Annotated in this window: 14 protein-coding genes; 2 read left to right on the forward strand and 12 right to left on the reverse strand. The window is 65.1% G+C overall.

Annotated elements, in window-relative coordinates; genetic code table 11:
• Positions 1-89 precede the first annotated feature (89 nt).
• The 5 genes from H5V43_RS02925 to H5V43_RS02945 all read right to left on the reverse strand — a co-directional run bounded on the left by H5V43_RS02925 (position 90) and on the right by H5V43_RS02945 (position 5195).
• Positions 90-1772 (reverse strand): acyl-CoA dehydrogenase family protein, encoded by a 1683-nt coding sequence (locus H5V43_RS02925; protein WP_025549386.1) that lies wholly within the window; start codon positions 1770-1772, stop codon positions 90-92.
• Entirely contained in the window at positions 1769-2635 is an 867-nt protein-coding gene (locus H5V43_RS02930) for an enoyl-CoA hydratase (protein WP_025549385.1), read from the reverse strand. Before H5V43_RS02930 ends, H5V43_RS02925 begins: the two co-directional genes overlap by 4 nt.
• A gap of 11 nt (positions 2636-2646) precedes the next feature.
• The gene (locus tag H5V43_RS02935) at positions 2647-3429 is read right to left on the reverse strand and encodes an SDR family NAD(P)-dependent oxidoreductase (RefSeq protein ID WP_025549384.1); all 783 of its coding nucleotides are present in this window, start codon (positions 3427-3429) and stop codon (positions 2647-2649) included.
• Complete coding sequence (locus tag H5V43_RS02940; protein ID WP_025549383.1) at positions 3426-4679, reverse strand: CaiB/BaiF CoA transferase family protein; 1254 nt, start codon at positions 4677-4679, stop codon at positions 3426-3428. Before H5V43_RS02940 ends, H5V43_RS02935 begins: the two co-directional genes overlap by 4 nt.
• A 141-nt stretch (positions 4680-4820) precedes the next feature.
• Positions 4821-5195, reverse strand: coding sequence for a c-type cytochrome (locus H5V43_RS02945; RefSeq protein ID WP_025549382.1), 375 nt, complete (start codon positions 5193-5195; stop codon positions 4821-4823).
• Between the two features lie 114 nt (positions 5196-5309).
• Here H5V43_RS02945 and H5V43_RS02950 point away from each other — a divergent pair, with 114 nt between their 5' ends.
• Entirely contained in the window at positions 5310-6203 is an 894-nt protein-coding gene (locus H5V43_RS02950; protein WP_037482658.1) for a DMT family transporter, read from the forward strand.
• 153 nt (positions 6204-6356) lie between these two features.
• Here H5V43_RS02950 and rplI read toward each other — a convergent pair whose 3' ends face one another.
• The 3 genes from rplI to rpsF are packed head-to-tail and all read right to left on the reverse strand — an operon-like array spanning position 6357 to position 7627.
• Entirely contained in the window at positions 6357-6953 is a 597-nt protein-coding gene (gene rplI / locus H5V43_RS02955) for a 50S ribosomal protein L9 (RefSeq protein WP_025549380.1), read from the reverse strand.
• Between the two features lie 13 nt (positions 6954-6966).
• Positions 6967-7191, reverse strand: a complete 225-nt coding sequence (gene rpsR / locus H5V43_RS02960) for a 30S ribosomal protein S18 (protein WP_004212076.1) — start codon at positions 7189-7191, stop codon at positions 6967-6969.
• 13 nt (positions 7192-7204) lie between these two features.
• Positions 7205-7627, reverse strand: a complete 423-nt coding sequence (rpsF, locus tag H5V43_RS02965) for a 30S ribosomal protein S6 (RefSeq protein ID WP_025549379.1) — start codon at positions 7625-7627, stop codon at positions 7205-7207.
• Positions 7628-7915: 288 nt separating this feature from the next.
• Between rpsF and H5V43_RS02970 the strand changes: the two genes are divergently transcribed.
• Positions 7916-9319, forward strand: a complete 1404-nt coding sequence (locus H5V43_RS02970) for a GntP family permease (RefSeq protein WP_025549378.1) — start codon at positions 7916-7918, stop codon at positions 9317-9319.
• Between the two features lie 35 nt (positions 9320-9354).
• Here the strand turns inward: H5V43_RS02970 and H5V43_RS02975 are convergent, their stop codons facing one another.
• From H5V43_RS02975 to H5V43_RS02990, 4 genes are all read right to left on the reverse strand, one after another.
• Positions 9355-9714 (reverse strand): RcnB family protein, encoded by a 360-nt coding sequence (locus tag H5V43_RS02975; protein ID WP_025549377.1) that lies wholly within the window; start codon positions 9712-9714, stop codon positions 9355-9357.
• Between the two features lie 382 nt (positions 9715-10096).
• Positions 10097-10267, reverse strand: coding sequence for a hypothetical protein (locus H5V43_RS02980; protein WP_193666756.1), 171 nt, complete (start codon positions 10265-10267; stop codon positions 10097-10099).
• Between the two features lie 194 nt (positions 10268-10461).
• Positions 10462-11667, reverse strand: coding sequence for an ABC transporter permease (locus H5V43_RS02985; protein ID WP_025549376.1), 1206 nt, complete (start codon positions 11665-11667; stop codon positions 10462-10464).
• Between the two features lie 70 nt (positions 11668-11737).
• The gene (locus H5V43_RS02990; RefSeq protein WP_025549375.1) at positions 11738-12439 is read right to left on the reverse strand and encodes an ABC transporter ATP-binding protein; all 702 of its coding nucleotides are present in this window, start codon (positions 12437-12439) and stop codon (positions 11738-11740) included.

Here is a 12439-nt window from a genome sequence, read left to right on the forward strand (position 1 = left end):
CAGGCGCTCGCGAAAAGGGGGGTGGGCCGCCGGAACCGTGGTTCAGGGGAGTCTACGCGCCCCGCCGCCTTTCGCCATGAGCCGCCTTCTCAATTCCCGCCGTCCAGCAGCCGCCGTGCGATCACCTGCGCCTGGATTTCCCCCGCGCCCTCGAAGATGTTCAGGATGCGCGCATCCGCGAGCAGGCGGCTCACCTGATATTCGGTCGCAAAGCCGTTGCCGCCATGAATCTGCAACGCATTGTCGGCCGCCGCCCAGGCGACGCGGGCGCCGATCAGCTTGGCCATGCCGGCCTCCAGGTCGCAGCGCTTCCCCTCATCCTTGCGGCGCGCGGCGAAATAGGTGAGCTGGCGCGCGCCCATGATCTCCGCCGCCATCATCGCCAGCTTGTTGGCGACACGGGGGAAGTCGAAGATCGGGCGGCCGAACTGCTTGCGGTCGAGCGCATAGGAAAGGCCGATGTCGAGCGCGGCCTGCGCCACGCCGATGGCGCGGGCGGCCGTCTGGATTCGCGCGGATTCGAATGTCGCCATGAGCTGCTTGAAGCCCTGCCCCTCAACGCCCCCCAGCAGGTTCTGGGCGGGCACGCGGAAATCGTCGAAGCCGATCTCATATTCCTTCATGCCGCGATAGCCGATCACCTCGATCTCGCCGCCGCTCATGCCCGGCGTGGGGAAGGGATCGGCCACCGTGCCGCGCTGCTTGGGCGCGATCAGCATGGAAAGGCCGCTGTAATTCTTCGTGCCGGGATCGGTGCGGACCAGCAGCGTCATCACGTCCGCGCGGGCGGCGTGGGTGATCCACGTCTTGTTGCCGTTCACCCGATATTCGCCATCGGCCAGCGCCGCGCGAGTGCGCAGCGAACCCAGGTCCGAACCGGTGTCGGGCTCCGTGAAGACGGCGGTCGGCAGGATCGATGCATTGGCGATCTGCGGCAGCCAATGGGCCTTCTGCCCGTCGGTGCCGCCGGTCAGGATCAGTTCCGCCGCGATTTCGGATCGGGTGGCGAGCGACCCCACGCCGATCCATCCGCGCGACAGTTCCTCCGACACGACGCACATGGCGGTCTTGCCCATGCCCAGCCCGCCGAACGCTTCCGGAATGGTCATGCCGAACACGCCCATTGCGCCCAGTTCCTCGACCAGGGGCAGGGGGATCAATTCATCCTTCAGATGCCAGTCATGGGCGAAGGGCGCGACCTTCTCGTTCGAAAAGGCGAAGAACTGCTCGCGCACCATGTCGAACATTTCGTCCAGCCCGCAATTTTCCAGCGTGGCATGACCCCGCCGGGCAATGAGGTGGCGGGCGATGGCCGATTTCACCGCCTGCCCGCCGCCCTCACGGACAAGGGTGCGGAAAGCAGGCGCGTCGAGCGTCGACAGGTCGTCGGTCAGGTCGGTGGCGCGGATCACCTCGCCCTGGTTCATGGAAATGCCGCCCAGCATCTGCGCGCCATATTCCGCGAACAGGAGTTGGGCGAGCAGCGCCTCGACCTCCCCGAACGCGCCCTGCGCGTCGAGATGGGCGGCCCAGTTGGCGACCTCCCGCATCATCTCCGCATAGGAGGCGAACCAGCCGAAGCCGTGGACGACATGCTGCTCCACATCGGCCAGCACGCGGTCGACCTGTCCCTTGTCGTTGGCGATGCGCGCCTTCACCTGCGGTTGGACGGCGGCGACGAAGGCCTGTGCGGCATCCGCCGCGCCCGAAAGCAGCGCGGGAAGGCCGGGAAGGACCAGCACCGTCTTTTCCAGTTCCACTGCCGCGCTCATCCTTCGCCGGCCTGCTTCTTGTTGGCCGTCGCCATCGCCTTGGCGTCCAGCCCGCCGACGAGATTGCCGGTCATCAGCTGGTTATGCGCATGGGCCAGGTGGTGCATGTGGAACACGCCGTCCATCGCCTGCCGCTTGCCGCGCAGGTCTTCCACGAAGTTGAACGCCTGCTTGGTAAGCGCCATTCCGAAGCGGTCATGCTGGGCGATTTCGGCGGCGATCTTCGCGACTTCCTCACGCAGCGTCTCGCGCGGGAAAATCTCGTTCACCATGCCGAACTGATAGGCGCGCTGGGCCGGCATGCGGCGGCCGAGTAGCAGCAGTTCGCGGGCGACGCGCGGCGGCAGTTCGAAGGCATGGGCGAAATATTCGACCCCCGGCTGGGCCATGCGCTGCACCGGGTCCTGGAAGAAGGCGTCCTCCGACGCGACGATCAGGTCGCAGACCCAGGCCAGCATCAGCCCGCCCGCGATGCAGGCGCCCTGCACCATGGCGATCATCGGCTTGGGAATTTCCTGCCAGCGGCGGCAGAGGCCGAGATAGCCGTCTTGCTCCAGCACATATTGCCGCTCCGCGCCGCCCTTGTTGAGGTGATCCCACCAAAGGGTCGTGCGGAACCGGGGCATGTTGCTGTCCTTCTCCGGCGTGCCGATGTCGTGGCCGGCGGAAAAATGCTTGCCTTCGCCGCCCAGCACGATGACCTTCACTTCGTCATCCTCGACCGCGCGCTTGAACGCATTGTCGAGCTGCCCAAGCAGCCGGTAATTCTGCGCATTGCTATATTGCGGGCGGTTCAGCATCACCCATGCGACGCCGTCCTCGACCCTGTAGGTCACATATTCAGGCTGCACTTCCTCGGACATGGTCGCTCTCCTCAGCGCGGCGGCATGCGCAGGCCGCCGTCCAGCCGCACATATTCGCCGTTCCAATAGTCATTCTCGATCATCGCCAGCGCCATGGCGGCGAACTCTTCCGGCTTGCCGAAGCGCTTGGGGAAGGGGACCGTGGCCGACAGCGCGTCGCGCACCTTGTCGCTCGCCCGCGCCATCAGCGGCGTGTCGAAAATGCCGGGCAGGATCGCGTTGACGCGGATGCCCTCGCCCATCAGGTCGCGGGCCATGGGGAGCGTCAGGCTGACGATGCCGCCCTTCGACGCGCTATAGGCCGCCTGGCCGATCTGGCCGTCCACCGCCGCCGCGCTGGATGTGTTGATGATCACGCCCCGCGCATTGTCCTCCAGCGGCTCCAGCGTCAGCATCCCCGCCGCCGACTTGGCGCAGCAGCGGAAGGTGCCGATCAGGTTGATCTGGACGATCCGTTCGAACTGGTCGGTGGGGAAGGCCCTGATCGCGCCGGTTTCGCGGTCGCGCGAGGCGGTCTTGACGACATTGCCGGTGCCCGCGCAATTGACGATGATCCGTTCCTGCCCATGGGCGGCGCGGGCCTGTTCGAATCCCGCATCGACCGATGCTTCGTCGGTGACGTCGACCTTGCAGAAGGTGCCGCCGATTTCGGCTGCGACCCTGTTCCCCGTCTCCTCGTTGAAGTCGAACAGGGCGACCTTCACCCCCCTGGCGGCGAGCGCGCGGGCGGTCGCTTCGCCCAGCCCGGATGCGCCGCCCGTCACGATGGCGGCAACGCTGTTGTCGAGTTTCATGCTTCTGTTCCCTCCTGGGCAGGGCGCTGGGCGATCGCACCTTCGGCGGCCAGCGCATCGAGCGCCGCATCGTCGAGGCCGAGCCACTGGCCCAATATCTCGCGGCTATGTTCGCCCACGCGGGGCGGGCAATATCGGTAGTCGGCGGGCGTGGCGGACAGCTTGCCCGGATAGGCGACGGTCGGAATCTCCACCCCATCCTCTTCCCGGCGGAAGCGGTGGACGGTCTGCCGCGCCGCGATGAAAGGGTCTTCGAACACGTCCCTGATCGTATTGACCGGCCCGGCGGGCACGCCCGCCGCGACGAAGCGCGCCATCAGCGCGTCGCGGGGGAAGGGGCGGACGATCTCCTGCACCTTCGCCTCGATTTCCTCGCGGTTGATCAGCCGCTGGGCGCTGGTGGCGAAGCGCGGATCGGTGCCGAGTTCCGAATGGCCCATTTCCGTGCAGAAGGCGCGGAACTGCCGGTCGTTGCCAATGGCGATGATCATCACGCCGTCCGCCACCTCGAACGTCTTGTAGGGCACGACGGTCGGATGGCGGTTGCCCAGGCGCCCCGGCACCACATTGCCGACGAGCCAGTTCATGCCCTGATTGGCGAGCATCGCGATCTGGGTGTCGAGCAGCGACACGTCGATCTGCTGCCCCTCGCCGGTTCGTTCGGCATGACGCAGCGCCATCAGGATGGAGACGGTGGCGAACATGCCGGTCGACAGGTCCGCCATGGCGACGCCGGCGCGTAGCGGGCCGCCATCCTCTTCCCCCGTGATGCTCATGAAGCCGCCCATGCCCTGCGCCACGAAGTCGTAGCCGCCACGATCGGCATAGGGGCCGGTCTGGCCGAAGCCGGTGATGGAGCAATAGACGAGGCGCGGGTTCACGCCACGAAGGCTCTCATAATCGAGGCCGTATTTCTTCAGGCCGCCGACCTTGAAATTCTCGACCACTATGTCGGCCTGCGCGGCGAGCTTGCGGATGAGGTCCGCGCCCTGCGGCGTCGCAAGGTTGATCGCGGCGGAACGCTTGTTGCGGTTGCAGGACAGATAATAGGCGCTGGTGCCGATCTCCGGCTCGCCATCCGCGCCGGTCAGATAGGGCGGCCCCCAGGCGCGGGTGTCGTCGCCATGGCCGGGCAGCTCGATCTTGATCACATCCGCGCCGAAATCGGCCAGGATCTGCGTCGACCAGGGGCCGGCGAGGACCCGCGAAAGGTCCAGCACCTTCACCCCTTCGAGAGCGCGGGCGTTCATGCCTGCGCTCCCGTCATCATCCTGTCGTCGGAAAATCGCATCCGCTCCTGTCCCTGAAGTTCTGCTGCATCGCTTGACTCAACAGATAGCGGGACAGGGCGGCTAGCGCAATGATTTTTGCACTATAGGATAGTTTTCAGATCATTTCTTGCCCGCCGTGGCGAGATAGGCGATCAGATTGGCGCGATCCGCGGGGTTGGGCAGGCCCGCGAAGATCATCTTGCTGCCCGGCACCTTCGCCGTCGGCTTGGCCAGGAAGGCGTCGAGCGACTTTGCGTCCCAACGGATCTTGGCGTTCTTCATCGCCGCCGAATAGGCGAAACCCGGAACCGTGCCGGACGTCCGGCCCACCACGCCGGCCAGCGAAGGGCCCAGCCGGTTGACCCCCGGATCGACCGTGTGGCACGCCATGCAGCGGGCGAAAACCGCCTTGCCCTTGGCGGCGTCGCCCGCCTGGGCGAGTGCGGGGCTCGCAATCAGCGTGGCAGCGGCAAGCGCGACGAATTTCGAAATCATCAGTTATCCTCTTCCCTTCATGACCGGCTGGAATCTATACCAGTGTGCATAAATAACAAATAGCAGCCTGAGTCTGAACAGGAATTGAAGATCGGACCGGAAGAAGGACATGCGATGGAGGGTGGTGGAGAGGCCATGCGGCGCTTCGGGCCGCTGGGAATGGTCCTGGCCCTGCTGGTGAACCTGATGTTCGCGCTCAACGTGATCGCGATGAAGGTGGTGGTGGACGCCACCGCGCCGCTGCTGTCGGTGGCGCTGCGCATGGGGGTGGTGTTCCTGCTGTGCGCGCCCGCGATCCGGTCGCTGCCCGGGCGGACGGGCTGGCTGGCGCTCTACGGGTTCCTGAACGGCGGCTTGTTCCTGCTGCTGCTGAACATCGCGCTGTTCATGGCCACCAATGTCGGCGCCCTGGCCATTGCGGGGCAGCTCAGCGTGCCTTTCTCCCTGCTGCTGGGCGCGCTGCTGCTGGGGGAAAAGCTCAACGCGCGCAAGGTCGCGGGGGTCATGCTGGCCTTTGCCGGAGTCGCGGCGCTGGTTTTCGATCCGCACATCCTGACCGAAGTGCCTGCCGTGCTGGTGATGGCGAGCGCGGCGATGACCTGGGGCGGCGCCACGCTGGTGCAGCGCAGGCTGGCGGGCGTCAGCGTGATGAACGGCCAGGCCTGGAATGGCCTGATGGGCGCCCTGACCCTCGCTCCCTTCGCGCTGATGTTCGAACGGCCGGCCATCGCGGGCCTGGCGCATGTCGGATGGGTGCCGGCGGCCTGGTTCGCCTTCAGCTGCCTTGGGTCGACGATCATCGGGCAGGGAACGCTGGCCTGGCTGCTCCAGCGCTATCCGATCTCGACGATCATGCCATTGATGCTGGCGGCGCCGGTGATGTCGACGGTGTTCGCCTCGCTTTATTTCGGAACCCCCATCACCGCCGTGATGATCGGTGGCGGGACGCTGGCGCTGGCCGGCGTGACGATCATCGCCCTGTCGCCGGACCGCAAGGCGAGGGGCTGAGCTTCACGTCGCGGATAGGGTTGGAAAGCGATGTTTCCACGGACCTTCCAACCCACCGGAAAGTCTCTCACCCATTCGAGGCATATGCCCGGCAACAACAAAAAAGCCGCCCGGTGAGGGGCGGCTTTCCTGTTATCGTCCGGAAAGGAAAACTCAGGCTTCTTCGGCCGGAGCTTCTTCGGCTTCCACGGCGATTTCGCCGGGTTCCGCATTCGGATCGTAATCTTCGGTGAAGCCGCTTTCGTCCTTTTCGAACAGATCGGCCATCACATCGACGCCCTGCGACTGAAGTTCGGCTTCTTCCGGCGAGCGGGCGACGTTCACCGTGACGGTGACGGCCACTTCGGGGTGCAGCGCGACCTTGACGTCGAACACGCCGAGCGTCTTGATCGGGCGCTCCAGAACCACCATCGCCTTGGTGACGTTGGTGACGCCATCGGCGTGCAGCGCTTCGACGACGTCACGGACGGCGACCGAACCATAGAGGTGGCCGGCGTTCGACGACTGGCGGATCAGGACGATCTGCTTGCCGTTCACGCCTTCGGCAGCCTTTTCGGCGTCCGAGCGGCGAGCGGCGTTGTCGGCCTCGATCTTCGCGCGGTTCGCTTCGAAGACCTTCTTGTTGGCGGCGTTCGAACGCAGCGCCTTCTTGTTGGGCAGCAGGTAGTTACGCGCGTAACCGTCCTTCACGGTGACGACGTCGCCGATGGCGCCCAGCTTCTCGATGCGTTCAAGGAGAATGATTTCCATGGGTCTTTCTCCCTTACTTCACGATATAGGGCAGCAGGCCCAGGTGACGGGCGCGCTTGATGGCCTGGGCCAGCTCGCGCTGCTTCTTGGCGGACACCGCGGTGATGCGGCTGGGGACGATCTTGCCGCGTTCGGACACGAAGCCCTGCAGCAGACGGACGTCCTTGTAATCGATCTTCGGCGCATCCTTGGCGGCGAAGGGGCAGCTCTTGCGGCGGCGGAAAAACGGGCGTGCCATGGTTCAGATCTCCTTATTCGCCGGCGGCTTCTTCGCGCTCGCGGCGCGGGCCGCGATCGCCCCCACGATCATTGCGGTCGCCACGATCGCCGCGCGGACCGCGTTCGGCGCGTTCCTGCTTGCGCATCATGACCGACGGACCGGTCTCCAGCTCATCGACCTTGATGGTCATGTAGCGGATGATGTCTTCGTTGATCTGCGTCTGGCGCTCCAGTTCCGCGACGACGCCGGCCGGGGCGTCGATGTTCAGCATCACATAATGCGCCTTGCGGTTCTTGGCGATCTTGTAGGCCAGCGAGCGCAGGCCCCAGGTCTCGACCTTCGTCACCTTGCCCTGCATATCCTCGACGATCTTGGTGGCGGTTTCCGCCAGAGCGTCCACCTGCGCCTGTGCCAGATCCTGGCGCGCAAGGAACACATGCTCGTAAAGAGCCATGGGTATTGCCTCATCTGTTGGCCGATCGCTGACGCCCACCCCATGTGGAACGCCCCTCCGGCTGTCGTCTCAAGCATTGATTCGCGCGACCGCGAGTCACCCCGGGTCGTGCGAAGCGGCGCCTATGACGGAAATGCGCGGGAAAGGCAAGGGCGGATCGGCGCAGCAGGGGCACGCAATTTTACCGTTCGGGATGAGCTTGTCGAAGCCCTTTTCTTCTTTAATCTCGGTTGCAAGGATTGACGGGCGGGCTTCGACAGGTTCAGCCCGAACGGAGGGGGGTATCTTATGGCGGTCGGAATAGCGGCCCTGTCGCTGATATTGCTGATGGTCGCGGCCTATCGGGGGATGAGCGTCATCGTGATGGCGCCGCTGCTGGCGATGCTGGCCGTGTTCCTGACCGATCCCGCCGCCGTGCCAGCGGTCTTTTCCGGCGTTTTCATGGAAAGGGTGGGAAGCTTCCTGAAGCTTTATTTCCCGGTATTCCTGCTCGGCGCGCTGTTCGGCAAGCTGATAGAGGTTTCCGGCTTCTCGCGCGCGATCGTGACCGCCGTGATCGGGCTGGTGGGGGCAGGCCAGGCGATCCCCGCGATCATGCTGGTGTCGGCGCTGCTGACCTATGGCGGCGTTTCGGTGTTCGTGGCGGTGTTCGCCGTCTATCCCTTCGCCGCGGAGATGTTCCGGCAGGGCGACATTCCCAAGCGGCTGATACCCGCGACCATCGGTCTTGGCGCCATCACCTTCACCATGGATGCGATGCCGGGAACGCCGCAGATCCAGAACATCATCCCGACCAGCTTCTTCGGCACGACCGCCTGGGCGGCGCCGGTGCTGGGTCTGGCAGGATCGGTCTGCATCATGGGTCTGGGCCTCACCTATCTGGGCTGGCGCAGGCGCGCGATGCAGGCGGCGGGGGAGGGCTATGGCGCGCCGGAGACCCTGGTGAACGAGCCGGAAGCCGCGGACCGGGGCGATCGGACCGTGCATCCGCTGATCGCCCTGCTGCCGCTGCTGGTGGTGGGATTGGGCAATCTGGCGCTGACCATGCTGATCCCGCGCCTTGTGGCGGGGGAGGAGGTGGCCGTGTCGCTGGCCGGCCTGACTGATCCCGTCGTGGTGAAGGTGGCTCAGGTCGCCGCGCTCTGGGCGGTGGAGGGCGCCCTGCTGCTGGGCATAGGGACGATCCTGCTCTTCGCTTTCCCGCAAGTGGCGCGGCGCTTTGCCGATGGGTCGAAGGCGGCCGTGGGCGGCGCGCTGCTGGCGGGGATGAATACGGCGGTCGAATATGGCTTCGGCGCGGTGATCGCCGCGCTGCCGGGTTTTCTGGCGGTGAAGGAAGCGCTGAAGGCCGTGCCCGATCCACTGGTCAACGAGGCGATTACCGTGACGTCGCTTGCCGGGATCACCGGCTCGGCTTCGGGTGGGCTGTCGATCGCGCTTGCCGCCATGGCGGAACAGTTCGCGGCGGCGGGCGATGCGGCGGGCATCCCGCGCGAGGTGCTGCACCGGGTGGCCTCCATGGCGAGCGGAGGGATGGACAGCCTGCCGCACAATGGCGCGATCATCACCTTGCTGGCGGTGACGGGCCTGACGCACCGGCAGGCCTATAAGGATATTTTCGCTCTGACGTTGATCAAGACCTTCACCGTCTTCGTGGTGATCGCGGTCTATTATCTGACGGGGCTGGTATAGGACGCCCCGGAGCGCGGCTCCGGGGCGTCTCGGCCTTAACGGATCGCGCCGGTGACGACCGATGCGATGATGCCGCTGGCGATGGCGACCAACAGCGCGTCATTGCCCGAACGAACCCAATGATAGCCGCGCGGCGGGGTGCGCAGGCGATAGCCGCGATAATTGTCGATCACGCGATAGTTGCTCGCATGGCGGCGGTCGAAACGCTGGCCCTTGGCCCAGCGGCGATGATTGTCCTTGCGGATCACCGTGGTCTTGGTGACGGTGCGGCCATGGGGACCATGCTTCACCACCTGATGCACTTCCCGCTGCGGCGCGGCCTGGGCCTGGCTGACGACCATGGGGCTTGCGATCATGGTGGTGGCGGTCAGCGCCGCGAGAAACTTCCTGAACATGGACTTGCTCCTTCTTCTTCGATCTTGCCGCCGGCTGTCCGGCGTTGAAGCAGAAATAGGACGCATTTGTCGCAGGCTTGTGCCATCGGTCAGCAAAGAATGTCGGAAATTGTAACAGATGCGGAATTAGTCTGAATATCGGTTCATAATTCCTGTTTTTCCAGTGATTTGCATGAATGTCCGTTCAGCTTTTCGAAGAAGGCGTATTTCCATTTTCCGCCTGAGCCATGGCATGGAAGGCTTCAGGGCTTCGTTCCGGAGCGCGCTGCGTCAGGTGGATCGGACGCAGGCCGGACGCTTCAGGTTTCTGTCGCCACCTCTGCTTTATCGCCAGCCGGCGCCCCCTTTGGCGCACGATGGTGGGTAGAAGGCGCGGATGAGGTCAGTCGGAAAGCGGCGTTGCCGTCACGACCATGCGCTGGAGCAGGATCGGACGGTCCTTGCCCTCCAGCACGGGTGCGGGCCGGGGACCGGGGACGCCGCCCCAGGGGCCGACGCCCAGGCCGAACAGCAGGGCGCAGGCCGACAGGCCCAGAATGGCGGTCTTGATCATGATCTCCCTTTCGCAATGCCCTGCGGGCGTCATGGGGGAGCGATAGGCGGCGCTTGTCGCAGGACTGTGCCGGCAGCCAAAAAAATTGTGAGAAAATGTAACGGGCAGGGGGAATTGAATGTTTCCCGCGAAGGCGGGAGCCCGGTCCCAGACCCGGAACCGGCGCCCTGCCTGCGCCATGAACAAGCCATCGCCTATTCGTGGCGCAGGGCGTCTATCGGGTTGAGCGCGGCGGCGCGGCGGGCCGGAAAATAGCCGAAGACGACACCGATCGCGGCCGAGAAGAGGAAGGCGATCAGATTCACCTTCACATCGAAGATGAAGGGCACCTGCATCAGCGGAGCGATCGCGACCGAGGCGATCAGCGCCAGGAACAGGCCGATCAGCCCGCCCAGGCAGGACAGCACGATGGCCTCGACCAGAAACTGCATCAGCACTTCGCGAGCGACCGCGCCGATGGCGAGGCGGATGCCGATCTCGCGGGTGCGCTCCGTCACCGACACCAGCATGATGTTCATGATGCCGATGCCCCCCACCAGCAGGGAAATCGCCGCCACCGCCGCCACGATCTGCGTCAATATAGTGGTGGTGCCGGTCAGCGTGTCGCTGATCTGCTTGGTGTCGAAGACGTTGAAATTATCTTCCGCGCCCGGCTTCACCTTGCGGCGTTCGCGCATCAGCTCCTCCAGGCTGGTCTGGACCGTGCTGGTGTCATAGGCGTCGTCCACCGCGACCATGATCTGGCTGATGTCGCGGTCGCCGGTGAAGCGGCGCTGGACGAACTTGATCGGCATGACCACCACATCGTCCTGATCCCCGAAGCCGCCCTGGCCCCGTGTCGCGAGCGCGCCGATCACCTGGCAGGATACGCCCTTGATGCGTATGCGCTTGCCGATGGGGTCATTGCTCTGGAACAGGTTGGTGCGCACCGTATTGCCGATGATGCAGACGGGTTTTCCCGCTTCCTCCTCCTCCGGCATGAAAAGGCGGCCGGTGTCGGCCTTCCAGCTTTGCACCTCGAAATAGGCGGCGGTGGTGCCATAGACGGTGGTGGACCAGTTGCTGCCTTCATAGATGGCCGTTCCGCTCGACTGCACCATCGGTGCGACCGCGCGGACGCCGGTAAGCTGGTTCTCGATGGCGGTCAGGTCGGCGGGCTTGAAGTCGGGCGGGCGCGGTCCGCCGCCGCCCCGGCCGAACCCCTGGCCGGGACGAAGTTGCAGCACATTGGCGCCAAGCGAGCTGATCTGTTCGCGCACGGCGGCGGTCGCGCCATTGCCCAGCGTGACCATGGTGACGACCGCCGCCACGCCGATGATGATGCCCAGCGTGGTGAGGAAGCTGCGCAGCTTGTGCCGGTTGATCGCGCGAAAGGCGAGGATGACGGTGGTGCCCAGCATCTTCAGCGCGCGCCTTCGTTCATTTCCGTCATCCCCGCGAAGGAGGGAATGACGGGGGAAAATATCGCCATCACGCCGTCACTCCCTGTTCGACCCGCTCCACCAACCCATCCTTGAAATGCACGATGGTCCGCGCGAAGGCCGCCATGTCCGGCTCATGCGTCACCATCAGCACGGTGATGCCGCCATTGCGGTTGAGGTCGGTCAGCAGTTCCATGATCTCCACCGATCTTTCGGAATCGAGGTTGCCGGTCGGCTCGTCCGCCAGCAGCACGTCGGGCTGGGTCACGATGGCGCGGGCGATGGCGACGCGCTGCTGCTGCCCGCCGGACAGTTCGGCGGGCGTATGGTCCCACCAGTCCTTCAGGCCCACCTTGTCGAGCGCCGCCATGCCCGCCTCATATCGGGTCTTCTTGTCCTCGCCGCGATAGAGCAGGGGCAGTTCGACATTTTCCAGCGCCGTGGTGCGGGACAGCAGGTTGAACCCCTGGAACACGAAGCCCAGATAGCGGCGGCGCAGCAGGGCGCGCTGGTCGCGGTCGAGCGTTTCGACATGACGGCCCTTGAACAGGAACTCCCCGCCGGAGGGCACGTCGAGGCAGCCCAATATGTTCATCGTCGTCGACTTGCCGGAGCCCGAAGGCCCCATGACCGCCACGAAATCGCCTTGCGCAATGTCGAGGTCGATGCCCTTCAGCGCCTGAAAGGCGGTCGGGCCGGAGCCATAGACCTTGGTGACGCCGCGAAGGGAGATGATCGGATCGGCGGCCAT

This window comes from Sphingobium fuliginis (assembly GCF_015074805.1).
Classification (GTDB): Bacteria; Pseudomonadota; Alphaproteobacteria; order Sphingomonadales; family Sphingomonadaceae; genus Sphingobium; species Sphingobium fuliginis.